Origin of the sequence: Pseudomonas sp. PSB11 (assembly GCF_014596605.1) — a bacterium.
Lineage (GTDB): Bacteria > Pseudomonadota > Gammaproteobacteria > Pseudomonadales > Pseudomonadaceae > Aquipseudomonas > Aquipseudomonas umsongensis.
In genome coordinates this window covers 67,809-85,128 of the sequence record NZ_NOIO01000003.1, presented here as the reverse complement: position 1 = coordinate 85,128, position 17,320 = coordinate 67,809, and the positions used below count along the sequence as shown (strand labels likewise).

The window sequence follows — 17,320 nt, the reverse complement described above, 5'->3', positions numbered from 1 at the left end:
CTTGGGGCAACCCAAGGGTTTGCGCGGGGGGCAAAAGCGCACGACCAACCGACGAGTGACGGCATCAATTATCGAGGATCGCCCGCCTGCAAATCGCTACACTGCGCAAGTGGCGCGTGCCAGACGCACGCGCAGCTCGATAAACAGCCGGTTGCAGGAGAGTGGCGTGCTGACGAAACTGGGAATCAAGGGCCGTGTGCTGTTGCTGACGTTGCTGCCGACCAGCCTCATGGCATTGGTCCTGGGCGGCTATTTCACCTGGATGCAGCAATCGGACCTGCAAACCCAACTGCTTCAGCGCGGCGAAATGATCGCCGAGCAACTGGCGCCGCTGGTGGCGCCAGCCATGGGGCACAACAACAACGAAATGCTGGAACGTATCGCCACCCAGTCCCTGGAACAACCGGACGTGCGAGCCGTGACCTTCCTTGCGCCAGACCGCACGCCGCGAGCCCACGCCGGGCCGATCATGCTGACCCAGGCGCCAATGGGCGAAGGCTCGCAGATGCAGCGTCGCAGTGGCAGCGAAGCAACGCGTTACCTGCTGCCGGTGTTTGGCAAACACCGCAACCTCGCCGGCGACGTGATCCCCGATGAAACCGACCGCCTGCTGGGCTGGGTCGAACTCGAACTGTCCCACAACGGCATGCTGCTGCGTGGCTACCGCAGCCTGTTCGCCAGCCTGCTGATGATCGGCGCCGGTCTCGGCGGCGCGGCGCTGTTGGCATTGCGTATGGGCCGCACGATCAATCGGCCGCTGACCCAGATCAAACAAGCCGTGGCTCAACTCAAGGACGGTCATCTGGAAACCCGCCTGCCCCCCCTGGGCAGCCAGGAGCTGGATGAATTGGCCTCCGGCATCAATCGCATGGCCGGCACCCTGCAGAATGCCCAGGAAGAACTGCAACACAGCATCGACCAGGCCACCGAGGACGTGCGCCAGAACCTCGAGACCATCGAGATCCAGAACATCGAACTGGACCTGGCGCGCATGGAGGCCCTGGAGGCGAGCCGTATCAAGTCCGAGTTCCTGGCCAACATGAGCCATGAAATACGCACGCCGCTCAACGGCATCCTCGGCTTCACCCACCTGCTGCAAAAAAGTGAACTGACCCCGCGCCAGCTCGATTACCTGGGCACCATCGAAAAGTCTGCCGACAGCCTGCTGGGGATCATCAACGAGATCCTCGACTTTTCGAAGATCGAGGCAGGCAAGCTGGTGCTCGACCATATTCCGTTCAATTTGCGTGACCTGCTGCAAGACACACTGACCATCCTCGCCCCGGCCGCCCACGCCAAACAGCTGGAACTGATCAGCCTGGTGTATCGCGATACACCCCTGTCGCTGGTGGGCGATCCGTTGCGGCTCAAGCAGATCCTGACCAACCTGGTCAGCAATGCGATCAAGTTCACCCGCGAGGGCACCATCGTCGCCCGGGCCATGCTCGAAGAAGAGCACGAAGACAGCGTGCAATTGCGCATCAGCATCCAGGACACCGGCATCGGCCTGTCGAACCAGGACGTGCGCGCGCTGTTCCAGGCCTTCAGCCAGGCCGATAACTCGCTGTCGCGCCAACCCGGTGGCACGGGCCTGGGCCTGGTGATCTCCAAGCGCCTGATCGAACAGATGGGGGGCGAGATTGGCGTCGACAGCACCCCGGGCGAGGGTTCGGAGTTCTGGATCAGCCTGAACCTGCCCAAGACCCGCGACGATGCCGAGGACCTGCCGAGTGCACCGCTGCTCGGACGGCGGGTTGCGGTGCTGGAAAATCATGAGCTGGCACGCCAGGCGTTGCAGCATCAACTGGAAGACTGTGGCCTGGACGTCACCACGTTCAATACCCTGGAAAGCCTGACGAACGGCGTCACCGGCGTGCATCAGACCGATCAGGCGATCGAACTCGCGGTCCTCGGCATCACCAGCAACGACATGCCACCGGAACGCTTGAACCAACACATCTGGGACCTCGAGCACCTGGGTTGCAAGGTGCTGGTGCTGTGCCCCACCACGGAGCAGACGCTATTCCACCTGTCGGTGCCCAACCCCCACAGCCAGCTCCAGGCCAAACCGGCCTGTACCCGCAAGCTGCGGCGCGCGCTGTCCGACCTGGCCAACCCGCGGCAGTCGCGCACCGAGTCCAGCGAGCCGCTGTCGAGCCGTGCGCCGAAGGTGCTGTGCGTCGACGACAATCCGGCCAATTTGCTGCTGGTGCAAACCCTGCTTGAAGACATGGGCGCCAAGGTGCTCGCCGTGGAAAGCGGCTACGCGGCGATCAAGGCGGTGCAGAACGAGACATTCGACCTGGTATTGATGGACGTGCAGATGCCCGGCATGGATGGGCGCCAAAGTACCGAAGCGATCCGCCAATGGGAAAGCGAACGGCATTGCACGCCGCTGCCGATCGTGGCCCTCACGGCGCATGCCATGGCCAATGAAAAACGCGCATTGCTGCAAAGCGGCATGGACGATTACCTGACCAAGCCGATCAGCGAGCGGCAACTGGCGCAAGTGGTACTCAAATGGAGCGGGTTGGCACTGCGCAACCATTCGCCAGAGCGTGCAGGCGATGGCCACGCCAACACCTACGAGTTGCAGGTGCTCGATCACGAAGAAGGCTTGCGCCTGGCCGCCGGCAAGGCCGATCTGGCGGCAGACATGCTGGCAATGCTGCTGGCATCTCTGGAAGCCGACCGCGAAGCCATCCGCCAGGCTCGGCAAAGTAATGACCACAACGCCTTGATCGAACGGGTTCATCGCCTGCATGGCGCTACCCGCTATTGCGGCGTTCCGCAATTGCGCGCCGCTTGCCAACGCAGTGAAACCTTGCTCAAGCAGCAAGACCCGAAGGCCTTCGGCGCACTTGAAGATCTCGACCGGGCGATCAACCGCCTGGCCGCCCAGGCGCGCATCAACGCCTGATGCAGCGCAAGGCGCCGGGCGATGGGAGGGCTAATAATGTACGAGCTGCCGCAGGCTGCGATCTTTTGATATTGATTTTCAAGATCAAAAGATCGCAGCCTGCGGCAGCTCCTGCAAGGTTGTGAAAACGCCAGGGCATGAGTCTTCAAGGAGAACAGATGCGCACGATTCTTTTCAGCAGCCAGACCTACGACCGCGACAGCTTTCTCGCCGCCAGCCTGCCACCGGGTATCGAGTTGCACTTCCAGTCGGCACGACTGAGCCTCGATACCGTCGCGCTGGCGGAGCACCACGAGGTGGTCTGCGCCTTCATCAACGATGATCTAAGCGCCCCGGTGCTCGAACGCCTGGCTGCGGCCGGGACCCGTCTGATTGCCCTGCGTTCGGCCGGTTACAACCATGTCGACCTGGCGGCAGCCAAGCGACTGGGGCTGGCGGTCGTGCGCGTCCCGGCCTATTCGCCCCACGCCGTGGCCGAGCATGCGGTAGCCCTGATCCTGGCCCTCAACCGACGCCTGCACCGCGCCTACAACCGCACGCGCGAAGGCGATTTCAGCCTGCACGGGTTGACGGGGTTCGACCTGGTGGGCAAGACCGTCGGCGTGGTCGGCACCGGACAGATCGGCGCGACTTTTGCGAAAATCATGCATGGCTTCGGCTGCCAGTTGCTGGCCTACGATCCCTTCCCCAATCCGCAGGTCGAAGCGCTGGGCGCCCGTTACCTGAGCTTGCCGCAGCTGCTGGCCGAGTCGCAGATCATCAGCCTGCACTGCCCGCTCAACGAGCAGAGCAAGCACTTGATCAACCACCAGTCCCTGGCGCACATGCAGCCTGGCGCCATGTTGATCAACACTGGCCGCGGCGGCCTGGTGGACACCCCGGCGCTGATCGATGCCTTGAAGCTCGGCCAACTGGGTTATTTGGGACTCGATGTGTATGAAGAGGAAGCGCAACTGTTTTTCGAAGACCGTTCCGATCTGCCGTTGCAGGACGATGTACTCGCGCGGTTGCTGACCTTCCCCAACGTGATCGTCACGGCACACCAGGCCTTCCTCACCCGCGAAGCCCTGGGCGCGATTGCCGCGACCACCTTGCAGAACATCGCGGCCTGGGCGGCAGGAACCCCGCAGAATCAGGTCGAGGGTGATTGAACCTGATCGAAGGTCATATGCCTGCGCCATGCTGCGCTTATGCCCGTGCTAGCATATCGCGCATATTTGGAGGACCCATGGTCGAACACGATTTCCGCTACACCCTGATGAACCCGCAACACACCCTCACTGAATGCCGCGCCCTGGTGCCGGGACGTTATCAAGTCACCGGCAACGGCGGCTCGATTCGTAATAACGACGTGCTGGTCGTGACTCTCAAGGGCGCAAAGGACCTGTCCATGCGCCTGACCGTCGAAACGGTTCGACACCTGATCAACCCGCCAGGGCAATGGGTCGCTGTGGCCAGTGGCCCGGTGTTCGGCGAACTGGCGATCCATACCTGGCAGGTGAACTGCGACAGCTGCGCCAAGGAACTGAGTTTCGAGTTCGCCGTTGACGCCAAGCTCGGCAACAAGGCCGAAAAGCCTGCTGCCACCGCGCGGATTGCCGAGTTGGGTTGGACCACCGTTGGCGAAAAACACCTGTGCCCCAAATGCCAGGAGCCTGCGTGATGAAACGCCTCGCCCTGACCGCGATGGCCGGTGCAAGCCTGCTGGGTTGCGCCGCGGAGCCAGTGCAACTGCAGCAAAATCGCAGCTACATCCTGGAGTGGATCGGCGAACGGCCGTTGATGGACTACAGCCACCTGACCATCACCCTGGGTGAAGACGGTCGCGCCTACGGTAGCGGCGGCTGCAACCACTGGTTCGCGCCGTACACACTGGAAGGCGACAAGCTGAGCTTCGGCAAGATCGGCAGCACCCGCAAACTCTGCGCACCGGCGCTGATGGAGCAGGAAAAACGCTTCCTCCAGGCGCTGGAAAGCGTGCAGCGCTGGGACGTCTCGTCGATCGACCAGATGCGCTTCTGGCCCGCTGAAGGCAAGCCGTTGCGCTGGTGGCTGGAAGAGGGTTGATCTCCTCTGCCTGATCGTTCTTGTGGCGAGGGGATTTATCCCCGTTGGACTGCGCAGCAGTCCCTTTTTTGGGGCCGCTTCGCAACCCAACGGGAATAAATCCCCTCGCCACAGGGGGAACCATCAGCTCAATCAGTTTTTAGCCTGCAACGCCTCCAGCTTCGCCACCACCCCCGCCGCCGTCTGCTCGCCCATCAACTGTTCGCGCACCTTGCCCTTGTTATCGATGATGTAGGTCACCGGCAGTGCTTCACTGCGCGGCAATTCGAATAACTCGGAAGGGTCCTGCGCCAGCACAGTGAACTTGATTCCGAGTTTCTCACTGGCACTTTTCAGCTCTTCGCCCTGCACATTGTCAAAGTTGACCCCGAACACGCCGATCTTCTTGTCCTTGAGCTGGTCGGCCAACGCGTTCAATTCCGGAATCTCGGTACGGCACGGGCTGCACCATTCAGCCCAATAATTGATCACCAGCCATTTGCCATCCAGGCGCTCGGCGGCGACCTTCTGTCCGTTCTGATCGATCCCGTAGTCGTTACCGCAGCCCCCCAACATCAACGCCCCGATAATCGTCAATGCCGCTGCCAGTCGCCTAGTCATGTCGTGTTCCTTGTCAAAAATTGAAAGCGCCTGCGACCCATCGCCCGGCAAGGTTCAGGATTACGCGCTGCCCAGTTAGAATAGCCGCCACCTTACGCAAGATGCGACCCGCTCATGACCGATCTGACGCTTTATCACAACCCGCGCTGCTCGAAATCCCGCGGTGCGCTCGAACTGCTGGAAGCCCGCGGCCTGGCTCCGACGGTGGTCCGCTACCTGGAAACGCCGCTGGACGCCGCGCAAATCCAGAGCCTGCTGGGCAAACTCGGGATCAGTGCACGGCAACTGTTGCGCACCGGCGAAGACGAATACAAGACCCTCGCCCTGGCCGACAGCAGCCTGAGCGAGGCGCAATTGATCGCCGCCATCGCCGCCCACCCGAAACTGATGGAGCGACCGATCCTCGAAGTCGGCGACAAGGCAATCATCGGCCGTCCGCCAGAGCAGATCCTGGAGTTGTTGCCGTGACTGCGCCGTATATTCTGGTGCTGTATTACAGCCGCAGCGGTTCGACCAACGAAATGGCCCGGCAAATTGCCCGCGGTGTCGAACAGGCCGGCCTTGAAGCCCGATTGCGCACGGTACCGGCCATTTCCACCGAGTGCGAAGCCGTCGCGCCGGATATCCCGGATGAAGGCGCGCTCTATGCCAGCCTCGATGACCTGAAGAACTGCGCAGGCCTGGCGCTAGGCAGTCCGACCCGCTTCGGCAACATGGCGGCGCCACTCAAGTACTTTCTCGACGGCACCAGCAACTTGTGGCTGACCGGCGCCCTGGTGGGCAAACCCGCCGGTGTGTTCACCTCCACCGCGAGCCTGCATGGCGGGCAGGAAACCACCCTGCTGTCGATGATGCTGCCGCTGTTGCACCACGGCATGCTGATCACCGGCCTGCCCTACAGCGAGTCGGCATTGCTCGAAACCCAGGGCGGCGGTACGCCGTACGGTGCCAGCCATCACGCCGGGGCCGATGGCAAAAGCGGGTTGGATGCCCATGAAGTTGCACTGTGCCGGGCCTTGGGCATGCGCTTGGCCAAGACTGCTCAGAAACTGGAGGGTTAAGGGTGGCCAGGAAACCGAAGGTCCTGCCCGCTATCGAATGGCTTGAACCAAGGGTTCGGGCCATGCGCGTTATCAGCCTGTTGTGTTTTTTCGGCCTGGTGGGGTTGCTGTGCGTTTACTACCTGATGGTCGCCGACCTGCACGGAGCACGGCCGTGGGTGATTCTGCTGATTGAGCTGGTGCCGTTGCTGCTGCTCGCGCCGGGGATGATAGTCGGCAATGCCCGCGGGCATTCGTGGATGTGCTTTGTGGTGAACCTGTATTTCATCAAGGGCGCATTGGCCGCTTATGACCCGAATCGCCAGATCTTCGGCATGCTGGAGATGGCCGCGAGTTTGGCGGTGTTCTGTTCGGCACTGTTGTATGTGCGGTGGCGATATCAATTGAACCGCAAGTTGGCTGGCGAGGGAGAAATCTCCGTCGCCTGATCGGCCTTCATCGCTGGCAAGCCAGCTCCTACAAGTCTGGTGTTTTTGTAGGAGCTGGCTTGCCAGCGAAGGGGGCAACTCGGTCTTAATGGTTGACGGTGTAGGCCAGCATCATCGAAATCTGGCTCATCGGCCGCCCGCCACTTTCCTCATGCCACTGGTTGAACACGTCCTGCACCAACGCCAGATCCCGTTGGCTGCTCGGCACCTTGTCGACGATCTTCTGCGCATTCAACGCCGCCACCACGTCATAGCTCGGCACAAACGTATCCTTGCCGACCATGCGCAAGAATCGTGGCGCCGACAAGCCGCCCAATTGATGACCGCGTTTTTTCAGCAAGGTCCACAGTCCGACGATGTCGGTCACCGGCCAATCGGCGATCATCGCCCCGAAGCTGCCCTGCTCATGGGCCACGTCCAGCACGAACTGCGCATTACGCGGTACGCTCTTGAGCTTGCCCAGATGGCGGATGATCCGCGTGTCCTGCATCAGCCGCTCCAGGTGTTCGGCGCTCATCAGCACGACTTTTTCCGGGTCGAATTTGAAGAACACTTCTTCGAAGGCCGGCCACTTGGCGTCCACCAGGCTGTGCTTGAGTCCGGCGCGGAATACGCGCAGCGCCATGGTCGACAAGTAACGATCGTCGGTGATGTCACGCAGTTGTGCCGCAGTCTTGGGAACGGGCAGATGGGCTTCCAGTTCAGCCGCCGAACCGAAGCGGTTCAAGCAGTATTCGTTCAGCCACTTGTAGTCGCGCATGCCCTCTCCTGAGGATTGAAAAATAAACGCCCCACTCCGGAAACAACACCTGTGGGCGCCAGCAGGCTGGCTCCCACAGTCATCGTGTTTAGAGGTTGACCACGTTGACGAAGCGCGAAGCGGCGGATTCGTCGATCTTCAGGCTGGTGAAATCGAACAGGTTGCGGTCCGCCAATTGCGACGGGATCACGTTCTGCAGGCTGCGGAAAATGCTTTCGGTACGGCCTGGGGTCTTGCGCTCCCAGTCCTGCAGCATTTCCTTGACCACTTGGCGCTGCAGGTTTTCCTGGGAGCCGCAGAGGTTGCAAGGGATGATCGGGAATTGCTTAAGGTCCGAGTAGGCCTGGATATCTTTTTCGTTGCAGTAGGCCAAGGGGCGGATCACCACGTTACGCCCGTCATCGGCACGCAACTTCGGCGGCATGGCCTTGAGCGAGCCGTTGAAGAACATGTTCAGGAAGAACGTTTCGACGATGTCGTCGCGGTGATGCCCCAAGGCCATCTTGGTCGCGCCGATTTCGTCGGCAAAGGTGTAGAGCGTGCCGCGACGCAGGCGCGAGCACAGGGAACAGGTGGTCTTGCCTTCCGGAATCAGCTCCTTGACCACCGAGTAAGTGTCTTTCTCGACGATGTGATACTCGACGCCCAATTCCTTGAGGTAGGCCGGCAGCACATGCTCGGGAAAACCCGGCTGTTTCTGATCCATGTTAACGGCCACGATCTCGAACTTGATCGGCGCGACCTTCTGCAAGTGCATCAGCACATCAAGCATGGTGTAGCTGTCCTTGCCGCCGGACAGGCAGACCATGACCTTGTCCCCGTCCTCAATCATGTTGAAATCGGCGACCGCCTCACCGGCCTGTCGGCGAAGGCGCTTTTGCAGTTTGTTCTGGTTGACCGTAAGAGTGCCCATGACGCGAAATCCGTGAGGTGTGACGAAAGGCCGGCATTTTACGCAAAAACCCTCCAGGGGCGAAGTGCCCCGACGGATCGCCCGTCCTACAGATGCAACAGCGATTACCCCGGTGCTTTACAGCGCAATTTGCTCTAAGCCCTACCCCCTGTGGGGTTAAGTCCTTCCTATACTGCGACATAAGGTCGCAATCACATACAGACCTAGTACTTACTTGGCCTCATTGGCCCGTAGGGCGCTCCACTGGGGGGCGACGGTAAAAACAAGAGGAGTGACTGGCATGATCCATCACGTAGTGGGGCTATTTACCCACCCTGACCAAGAATGGAAAGAGATTCGTGGCGATCAGGAAGAAAGTATCAGCCACATGTACCTGACCCATACGCTGATCCTGGCGGCGATACCTGCGGTATCGGCATTCATCGGGACCACGCAGGTGGGCTGGGTCATCGGCAATCGCCCGCCGGTAATGCTGACCGTGGAAAGCGCACTATGGATGACAGTCATGTCGTACCTGGCGATGCTCGGCGGAGTGGCGGTGATGGGCGCGTTCATCCACTGGATGGCCCGCACCTATGACGCCAATCCGAGCCTCGCACGCTGCATTGCGTTCGCAACCTATACCGCTACGCCGCTGTTCATCGGCGGCCTCGCGGCCTTGTACCCCCACTTGTGGCTGGGGATGATCGTCGGCACGGCGGCCATCTGCTACACGGTGTACCTGCTGTATGTGGGATTGCCAACTTTCATGAACATTCCATCTGACGAGGGCTTTCTGTTTTCAAGTTCGGTGCTCGCCGTAGGCCTGGTGGTGCTGGTCGCCATCATGGCGTTCACCGTGATTGTCTGGGGACTCGGCGTGGGGCCGGTCTATACCAATTAACAGCTCACCACAAAAAAATCAGATCTGCCGACACAGGCCGCCGCAAGGCGGCCTTTTAATGCCCAGGCACAAAGAGTCCGAAGACCATTCGGCACCTCGCAGATTCGCAAGGCCCCTGGCTTGCGGCATACTCGACCGCTCTGGAGATCCATCAAGCATGCCCGAGCAACTCAATAACCGCGTCGAAGACTGTTTCCAACAAGCCGAATCCTTTTTCAAACGACCTTTCAAGCGCCCCGTGGTGAGTTTCAAGCTGCGTGGGCAAAAAGCCGGTGTCGCGCACTTGCACGAAAACCTGCTGCGCTTCAACCCGCAGTTGTACCGTGAAAACACCGAAGATTTTCTCAAGCAGACCGTCGCCCACGAGGTCGCGCACCTGATCGCCCATCAATTGTTCGGCGACCGCATCCAGCCCCATGGCGAAGAGTGGCAACTGATCATGCGCGGCGTTTACGAATTGCCGCCCAACCGCTGCCACACCTACGACGTCAAGCGCCGCAGCGTGACCCGCTACATCTACAAGTGCCCGTGCGCCGACAGCGATTTCCCGTTCTCGGCGCAACGTCATGGCCTGGTGCGCCAGGGGCGGCGGTATTTATGTCGGCGGTGTCGCAACACCTTGGTATTCAGCGGCGAAATGCGGGTCGAGTAACAGGATTTTCAGTGTCTGCGCCGGCCTCTTCGCGGGCAAGCCCGCTCCCACAGGGAATTTTCGTTCCAGCTCAAATCCGATGTGGGAGCGGGCTTGCTCGCGAAGGCGCACTGGCAGGCGCTAAAGAATTACCTTGGCACGCCGCAACTCGGCAATCCTTTCAGCAGTGAACCCCAACTCCCCCAACACCTGATCCGTATGCTGCCCCAGCGCCGCGCCAATATGCCGAGGCTGAGGCAGTCCTTGGGAAAACTTCAACGGGCACGCCATCTGCGCCTGACTCGAACCATCCCCCCGGGGCACTTGCGTCACCAGCTCCCGCGCCTGCAACTGCGGATGCCGCACCGCCTCACCCAGGCTCAGTACCGGCTCGACACAAGCGTCAAGCTCGGCGAACAGCGCACACAGCTCGGCAAAATCATGCTTTTCGAACTCAATCTTCAACGCATCCTTGAGCCTGCGTTGCTGTGCAGGTTGCGCAGATAGCCCCAGGCTGGCCCACTCCTCCAGCCCCAGCGCCGCACACAACTGTTTCATGAACCCCGGTTCCAGGCTGCCCACCGACAGCCAACGCCCATCCCGGGAACGGTAATAGTCATAGAAGCTGCCGCCATTGAGCATCTGGGCTTCCCGATCCGGCTCGACACCACAAGCCAGGTACCCGGCACCCGCCATGGCATTCAAGCTGAACACGCAGTCGGTCATGCTCACGTCCAGGTGCTGGCCCTGTCCGGTTTGCTGTCGAGCGATCACGGCGGCCAGCAGGCCGATGACCCCGTGCAGCGAACCACCGGCAATGTCTGCCACCTGCATGCCCAACGGCAGCGGCCCGCTGTCAGCGCGACCGCTGTAGCTCGAAAGCCCGGCCAGCGCCAGGTAATTGATGTCATGGCCGGCACGGTCCTTATAGGGGCCGGTTTGGCCGTAACCGGTGATCGATACATAGATCAGTCCTGGATTGATCGCCTTCAGGGCCTCATAACCCAGGCCCAAGCGTTCCATGACGCCGGGGCGGAACTGCTCAAGCACGATGTCGTAGTCCTGCAACAATTGCCTGACCACTTCCAGTGCTTCGGGCTGCTTGAGATCCAGAGCCAGGCTGCGTTTGTTGCGATTGAGGTAGGCGTGGCTGGCCGATACACCTTGATCGTGCGGCGGCAGCTCGCGCAGCAGGTCCATGCGGGCCGGCGATTCGATGCGCAGCACCTCGGCGCCCATGTCCGCCAGCAATAGCGAAGCGAACGGCCCCGGCAGCAGTGTCGAGAAATCCAGAACCTTGAGTGATGCCAGTGGACCGAGCATGAGCGTTCTCCCTGGATGATTCCCCAGCCTAGGCAGCCAAGCGCTTTGCAGCAATCACCTTATGCGCCAAACGCAATGACCGTTGCGCTCAAATCCCGGGCGAGAAAAAACCCGCCGAAGCGGGTTTTTCATGACAACAAGGCTTACTTGGCGTTCGTCGGGGTAGCCCCTTCGACGTGGCCCAGAACATCGTCTTTAGGCTCGTCGGCAATCCCGCGGCCGCCCGAGGCCAGCTCTGCCTGCAGCACGTCGGTGTCCAGTTCCTTGACCCATTTGGCGACAACGATGGTGGCAACGGCGTTACCGACCAGGTTGGTCAACGCACGGGCTTCGGACATGAAGCGGTCGATACCCAGGATAAGCGCCAGGCCGGCAACCGGCAGGTGGCCTACGGCGGACAGGGTGGCCGCCAGTACGATGAAGCCCGAACCGGTCACGCCTGCAGCGCCTTTGGAAGACAGCAACAACACCACCAGCAAGGTGATCTGGTGCGTGATGTCCATGTGGGTGTCGGTGGCCTGGGCAATGAACACGGCCGCCATGGTCAGGTAGATCGCAGTACCGTCGAGGTTGAACGAGTAGCCGGTCGGGATCACCAGACCAACCACGGACTTCTGCGCCCCCAGACGCTCCATCTTGATCAGCATACGCGGCAGCACCGACTCCGAAGAGGATGTACCCAGCACGATCAGCAGCTCTTCACGGATGTAGCGGATCAGTTTCAACACGCTGAAGCCATGAGCGCGGGCGATACTGCCCAGCACAATCAGGATGAACAGCAGGCAAGTGATGTAGAAGCAAGCCATCAACTGGCCCAGTTGCACCAGCGAGCCGACACCGTAGGCACCGATGGTGAAAGCCATGGCACCGAAGGCACCGATTGGCGCGAGTTTCATGATCATGTTGATGATGTTGAACATCACGTGGGCGAAGCGATCGATGAAGTCCAGCAGCGGCTTGCCGTAGGCACCCAGGCGATGCAGGGCGAAACCGAAGATCACCGAGAACATCAGCACTTGCAGAATGTCACCGGTGGCGAACGCACCGACGATGGTGGACGGGATCACGTTGAGCAGAAAGCCGACGACGCTTTGATCCGCACCGGCCGAGACATAGGCAGCCACTTTGGAGGCATCCAGCGTGGACACGTCGATGTGCATGCCGGCGCCCGGCTGGACGATGTTGACCACCACCAGGCCCACCAGCAGCGCGATGGTCGAAACGATCTCGAAGTACAGCAGTGCGTAACCGCCGGTCTTGCCGACCGACTTCATGTCCTGCATGCCAGCGATGCCGCTGACCACGGTGCAGAAGATGATCGGCGCGATGATCATCTTGATCAGCTTGATGAACCCGTCACCCAGCGGTTTTACGGCCACACCGAGCTGTGGATAGTAGTGACCGAGCAAAATACCGATGACAATTGCAACGATCACCTGGAAATACAGGGATTTGTACAGTGGCTGACGAGTCGTCATTGCAAAGTTCCTCAAGAGTGCGCGGCGACAACATCCATCTGTTGCCCACCCCACCTCAATGGCGAACCCTCCTGCACTGGAGGGATTTGTTTTTTCGAGCTGCGCGACGGCAGGCATCTGCTGGTTTAATCGCAAGGGCCGTGCCACCTTGTACGAAAAGTCTGTAAGCCTTGTGACAACAAGGGCTGCAGGTTTTTCCAGGGCCGCGCACGACGTTTGCGCCATGGCGGATTTCCGCCCACTCGTCGAATCACACCCCGGCAATCTGGCGGATATCCGCCTTGTTCATGGGTATGAAGCGCGGCTACCATCCGTCGTTCAATGGACGGACTTGCCAGCTATGCGCGAACGCACCATCGCCAGTCATTTCGCCCGCGCCGTCCTCGGTGGGGCGCAACGGCGTGGCTACGATTATTCAAGACTGCTGCAGCAATTGGGGATCAGCCCCGAATTGCTCGACGAGCCTCGAGCGCGCATTCCTCCGGAACAATTCACCCGCCTGATCCAGGGACTTTGGCTGGCACTGGACGATGAGTACCTGGGTTTCGGGCAAGGTGTCAGCAAGCCAGGCAGCTTCGCGATGATGTGTCATGCCGTTATCCATTGCCGCAATCTGGATAAGGCACTGCATCGCGGATTAATGTTTTATAGCCTATTCCCGGACTCCCCGCGCCTGACGCTGGCGCGCGAAGACGAAATGATTCGACTGAGCCTGGATGACTCACACCTCTGGGACCCGGAACATTTTCTCACCGAGAGTCTATTGGTGATCTGGCATCGCTTCGCCAGCTGGTTGATCGGCCAGCGTATTCGGCTGGAGCACGCCACGTTCAGCTATCAGCGACCGGAACATGGCGCCGAATACGAGTTGCTGTTCTCGTGCCCGCTCGAGTTTTCGGCACAACAGAGCAGCCTGCTGTTTCACAGCCGCTACTTGGACATGCCACTGTTGCAAGACGAACGCACGCTCAAGCAGTTCCTTGAACGCTCGCCTGCCGATCTGTTATCACGCCCCGATGACGGCCATAGCCTGAGCAGCCAGTTACGACGCTTGCTCAGTCGCGACCGGTCACCCTGGCCGGATCTGGAGGCCGTGGCTGCGCACCTGCACATCAGCCCGCAAACGCTACGCCGGCATCTGCGTGAAGAAAACACCAGTTTTCAGGAACTGAAGGACCAACTACGCCGCGACATCGCCATTTATCACCTGGGCCGCAACGACTTGCCATTGCAACAGATCGCCGAGCAATTGGGATTTTCCGAACCGTCAGCGTTTCATAGAGCATTCAAGAAGTGGACCGGACTGACGCCAGGGGCCTATCGGGCTCGGGATTTGTAGGAGCCGGCTTGCTGGCGATAGCGTCTGTACGATCGCCATCGCCAGCAAGCCGGCTCATGCAGCATCACGCCTGCGGAAACTGAATACGGAAAGCCGCACCGCCCAAGGGCGAGTCACCCAGGGTAAGTCTTGCGCTGTAGCTTTCGATGATGTCCTTGACCACCGCCAAGCCAATACCCTGCCCCGGATGCTGTCGGTCCAGGCGCTCACCGCGCTGCAGGATCCGCGTGCGCTGATCGAGCGGGACGCCTGGACCATCGTCTTCTACACATATCTCGATTCCGTTGAGGGCGCGCACGCTGACGCGCACCTCGCTCAGGCACAGTCGATAAGCGTTCTCGAGCAGATTGCCCAACATTTCCAGCAAGGCGCCCTGCTCGATAGGGACCAGACACGGCTCCGGCAAATCGAAGGTTACCTGTACCTGTTTGTCGCGATAGACCTTGTCCAGTGTGTCGCAAAGGCTCTGCAACACCGGCTGCAGGCGTACCTGATGACGCACCAGACCGCTTTTGCGCAGGCTGGCTCGTTGCAGTTGGTAACTGATCTGCTGGCTCATGCGCTCAATCTGGGTCTGCAGCACCCAGGCCTGCTCCCGGTCCTCAGGGCGTTGCGCCATGCCTTCGCTGACACCCTGCAATACCGCCAATGGGGTTTTCAAGCTATGGGCCAGGTCGTCGAGTGAATCGCGATAACGGCTACGCTGTTCGCGCTCGCTGAACAGCAGGCGGTTGAGAGAGCCCGTCAGGCGCAGCAGTTCACGCGGGTGCTGTTCACTCAGGCTTTCACGGGTGCCACTTTCGATCTCGTCCAGTTCCTGGCTCAGCCGGCGCAATGCCTGCAACCCCCAGGTCAAGCCGACCCAAAGCAACGCCAGAAGCACCAGTAACGCCGCGCCGAAACCCAAGTACAGGTTGTCCCGCAGGCCGCCGAGCGTGGCGTCGTACTCACGCGCCGGTTGCAACGCGACGAAGCTGAACGCCGCACTTTTGCCACCGAGCAGTTTGACCTCGACGTCATAGACAAAAAATTCCTGGCCATTGTCCTGGCGAATCCTGGCGAATTCATTACCGCGCCCGTCGTAACGCGGCGTGTAATTGATATTCTCGTCAAGGGTGTCCTTCGAGCGCCAAACCAATTGGCCTTCGCGGCTGTAGATATAACCGAGCAAATTGCCATCGGCCAGGTTGAAGCGCTCATCGGGCAACTGTTCCGGCATCAGCAAGCGGTTGTTCTCGACCCTTGCGGCAGAGATCAACGTGGTGACGTCCGACGCCAGTCGCTGCTCGATGGCATCCTGCAGCGCCAGGCTGAATGCTCCCTGCATCGCCGGCAACAATGCCAGCATGAACAATACCGCCAGGATCGTGGCGGCGAGCATCAGGCGAACGCGAAGAGAACCGATCAAGTGCAACGCTCGGTGAACAGATAGCCCAGGCCGCGCACCGTATCAATTGGCTTGAAACCGGAGGTACCTTCGAGTTTGCGACGCAGCCGGCCAACCAGCACTTCAATCACGTTCGGATCGCGTTCGTCGTCATCGGGATAAAGTTGCTCCATCAAACGATCCTTGGGCACCACCTGCTGGTGGTGGCGCATCAAGTACTCGAGTATCCGATATTCATACGCAGTCAGCGCCAAGGGTTGCTCATCAAGGGTCGCCTGCTTGCGATTGAGGTCCAGCAGCAGCGGCCCGGCAACGATCGTTGACTGGGTAAACCCGCTGGAGCGACGCAACAAGGCATTTAGCCGAGCTTCCAGTTCTTCAAACTGGAAGGGCTTGACCACATAGTCGTCGGCGCCGGCAGCAAGGCCTTCCACCTTGTCCTGCCAGTTACCACGTGCTGTGAGGATCAGGATTGGAAAGGTCTTGCCCTGCGAGCGCAACTGACGGATCAGATCCAGCCCGCCCATACCCGGCAACCCGAGATCGATCACCGCCAGGTCATGGTTGAACTGATCTGTCTGGTACAGCGCATCGACGGCGTTGGCCACGGACTCGACCACATGGCCACTATCCGTCAGGCGGGTTTGCAGGTGATGACGCAACAGCGCTTCATCCTCGACGACCAGCAGTTTCATCTCGCTCTCCCAGGCAAATCAAATACTTCTGAGGCACGATTGACGGACCTCCATGGTTGACGGGCCGCGCCGGATCAATCTCCTGGATTGACCCGGCGCGGCGGTCACACTCGCTTTTCAGAAAGCGTAGTTGGCTGAAAGGTAAGTCTGCGCGCTGCTGGTCAAGCTCAGCGAACCTTGTTTGCTACCACCTCGCTCACTCATTTCGGTGCTGGCGTTACTGCGCAGGTAACGGTACCCCAGTTCAACAGAAGTGTTTTGCGAAACCTGTTGCAGAATGCCTGCCTGTGCACCAATGGCGTAACCGATGTCGCTGTCGCGACTGAAGCCTGGCGATTCCTGGGTCATTTTGGTCAATCCGGCCGAGGCGCCGCCGAACAGCTTGGTATTGGCTCCCAGCGGATGGAACAGATCGTAGCTGCCCAGCAGGTTTTCCTGGCGCAGTTTAATGCCATTGTGCGAGCCCGACACGTTATCGTAAGTGGCGTAGTAGCGGCCTTGGCTGTTTTGCTGGCCTAAACGCAAGCCCCATGTGTTGTCCTTTCCAATCACGCCGTCGGCGTTCGGCCTGTCCAGGTTATTGTTCAAGGCGTGGGATTTTTTGATCTTGTCGCTGGTCTGCCCATAAGTAAGGCTGGCGAAACTGTCGTTGGAAGCGATCGCTGCGGTGCTAGCGCCGAAGACGGTGAATGCCAGCAGCAGTTTTTTGAATCCAGTCATGGGTGAGACTCCTCAAGAATTAGTGTTGTCTTGGCTACGGGGCAAGATTACCCACGCAGCCCTGAACTCACCCTGAACACCCGCTTAACCTAAGCTGAACCCTATCCACCTGGAT

The 17,320-nt window shown here is 60.1% G+C and carries 18 protein-coding genes; 10 read left to right on the top strand and 8 right to left on the bottom strand.

The features are described 5' to 3' along the window. The first annotated feature begins 166 nt into the window (after positions 1-166). The 4 genes from CGA21_RS05360 (at position 167) to CGA21_RS05345 (ending at position 4,987) form a co-directional block, all read left to right on the top strand. Positions 167-2,920, top strand: a complete 2,754-nt coding sequence (locus CGA21_RS05360) for a response regulator (RefSeq protein WP_188263735.1) — start codon at positions 167-169, stop codon at positions 2,918-2,920. A gap of 158 nt (positions 2,921-3,078) precedes the next feature. After that, complete coding sequence (locus CGA21_RS05355; RefSeq protein WP_110754209.1) at positions 3,079-4,071, top strand: 2-hydroxyacid dehydrogenase; 993 nt, start codon at positions 3,079-3,081, stop codon at positions 4,069-4,071. A 77-nt stretch (positions 4,072-4,148) separates the two neighbouring features. Then, the gene (locus CGA21_RS05350) at positions 4,149-4,583 is read left to right on the top strand and encodes a hypothetical protein (protein WP_020799714.1); all 435 of its coding nucleotides are present in this window, start codon (positions 4,149-4,151) and stop codon (positions 4,581-4,583) included. Beyond that, entirely contained in the window at positions 4,583-4,987 is a 405-nt protein-coding gene (locus CGA21_RS05345) for an META domain-containing protein (protein ID WP_020799715.1), read from the top strand. Before CGA21_RS05350 ends, CGA21_RS05345 begins: the two co-directional genes overlap by 1 nt. Positions 4,988-5,119: 132 nt before the next feature. Here CGA21_RS05345 and CGA21_RS05340 read toward each other — a convergent pair whose 3' ends face one another. Then, positions 5,120-5,587 carry a TlpA disulfide reductase family protein gene (locus CGA21_RS05340; protein WP_020800625.1) on the bottom strand — a complete coding sequence of 156 codons (468 nt, stop codon included), beginning with the start codon at positions 5,585-5,587 and terminating at the stop codon, positions 5,120-5,122. Between the two features lie 114 nt (positions 5,588-5,701). Between CGA21_RS05340 and arsC the strand changes: the two genes are divergently transcribed. From arsC to CGA21_RS05325, 3 genes are read left to right on the top strand one after another with little or no spacing between them, the layout of a single operon-like run. Continuing rightward, complete coding sequence (gene arsC / locus CGA21_RS05335; RefSeq protein ID WP_083349660.1) at positions 5,702-6,055, top strand: arsenate reductase (glutaredoxin); 354 nt, start codon at positions 5,702-5,704, stop codon at positions 6,053-6,055. Beyond that, positions 6,052-6,648, top strand: coding sequence for an NAD(P)H:quinone oxidoreductase (gene wrbA / locus CGA21_RS05330; protein ID WP_020800624.1), 597 nt, complete (start codon positions 6,052-6,054; stop codon positions 6,646-6,648). The genes arsC and wrbA overlap by 4 nt, the downstream gene beginning before the upstream one ends. A 2-nt stretch (positions 6,649-6,650) precedes the next feature. Continuing rightward, positions 6,651-7,076, top strand: coding sequence for a DUF2069 domain-containing protein (locus CGA21_RS05325; protein ID WP_188263734.1), 426 nt, complete (start codon positions 6,651-6,653; stop codon positions 7,074-7,076). An 85-nt stretch (positions 7,077-7,161) separates the two neighbouring features. Here the strand turns inward: CGA21_RS05325 and CGA21_RS05320 are convergent, their stop codons facing one another. Both CGA21_RS05320 and ttcA read right to left on the bottom strand, forming a co-directional pair. Beyond that, a complete protein-coding gene (locus CGA21_RS05320; protein WP_110754213.1) occupies positions 7,162-7,836 on the bottom strand; it encodes a DNA-3-methyladenine glycosylase I in 675 nt (224 codons plus the stop codon). 88 nt (positions 7,837-7,924) lie between these two features. Then, on the bottom strand, positions 7,925-8,749 hold the full coding sequence (gene ttcA / locus CGA21_RS05315) for a tRNA 2-thiocytidine(32) synthetase TtcA (RefSeq protein ID WP_020800621.1): 825 nt from the start codon (positions 8,747-8,749) through the stop codon (positions 7,925-7,927). 280 nt (positions 8,750-9,029) lie between these two features. On the opposite strand from ttcA, the gene CGA21_RS05310 reads away from it, so the two are divergent. Together CGA21_RS05310 and CGA21_RS05305 are read left to right on the top strand one after the other, a co-directional pair. Next, entirely contained in the window at positions 9,030-9,632 is a 603-nt protein-coding gene (locus tag CGA21_RS05310) for a Yip1 family protein (protein WP_020800620.1), read from the top strand. Positions 9,633-9,789: 157 nt separating this feature from the next. Next, complete coding sequence (locus tag CGA21_RS05305; RefSeq protein WP_033040846.1) at positions 9,790-10,284, top strand: SprT family zinc-dependent metalloprotease; 495 nt, start codon at positions 9,790-9,792, stop codon at positions 10,282-10,284. Between the two features lie 120 nt (positions 10,285-10,404). Here CGA21_RS05305 and CGA21_RS05300 read toward each other — a convergent pair whose 3' ends face one another. Together CGA21_RS05300 and CGA21_RS05295 are read right to left on the bottom strand one after the other, a co-directional pair. Continuing rightward, positions 10,405-11,586: a CaiB/BaiF CoA transferase family protein gene (locus CGA21_RS05300; protein ID WP_188263733.1), complete on the bottom strand. Its 1,182-nt coding sequence runs from the start codon at positions 11,584-11,586 to the stop codon at positions 10,405-10,407. A 143-nt stretch (positions 11,587-11,729) separates the two neighbouring features. Then, positions 11,730-13,064 carry a dicarboxylate/amino acid:cation symporter gene (locus CGA21_RS05295; RefSeq protein WP_110754217.1) on the bottom strand — a complete coding sequence of 445 codons (1,335 nt, stop codon included), beginning with the start codon at positions 13,062-13,064 and terminating at the stop codon, positions 11,730-11,732. 340 nt (positions 13,065-13,404) lie between these two features. Here CGA21_RS05295 and CGA21_RS05290 point away from each other — a divergent pair, with 340 nt between their 5' ends. Next, complete coding sequence (locus tag CGA21_RS05290; protein WP_110754219.1) at positions 13,405-14,403, top strand: AraC family transcriptional regulator; 999 nt, start codon at positions 13,405-13,407, stop codon at positions 14,401-14,403. A 64-nt stretch (positions 14,404-14,467) separates the two neighbouring features. Here CGA21_RS05290 and CGA21_RS05285 read toward each other — a convergent pair whose 3' ends face one another. The 3 genes from CGA21_RS05285 to CGA21_RS05275 form a co-directional block, all read right to left on the bottom strand. Next, positions 14,468-15,811 carry an ATP-binding protein gene (locus tag CGA21_RS05285; protein ID WP_110754221.1) on the bottom strand — a complete coding sequence of 448 codons (1,344 nt, stop codon included), beginning with the start codon at positions 15,809-15,811 and terminating at the stop codon, positions 14,468-14,470. Continuing rightward, positions 15,808-16,485, bottom strand: coding sequence for a response regulator (locus tag CGA21_RS05280; protein WP_110754223.1), 678 nt, complete (start codon positions 16,483-16,485; stop codon positions 15,808-15,810). The genes CGA21_RS05285 and CGA21_RS05280 overlap by 4 nt, the downstream gene beginning before the upstream one ends. Before the next feature lie 117 nt (positions 16,486-16,602). Beyond that, the gene (locus CGA21_RS05275) at positions 16,603-17,205 is read right to left on the bottom strand and encodes a hypothetical protein (RefSeq protein WP_110754225.1); all 603 of its coding nucleotides are present in this window, start codon (positions 17,203-17,205) and stop codon (positions 16,603-16,605) included. Positions 17,206-17,320 lie beyond the last annotated feature (115 nt).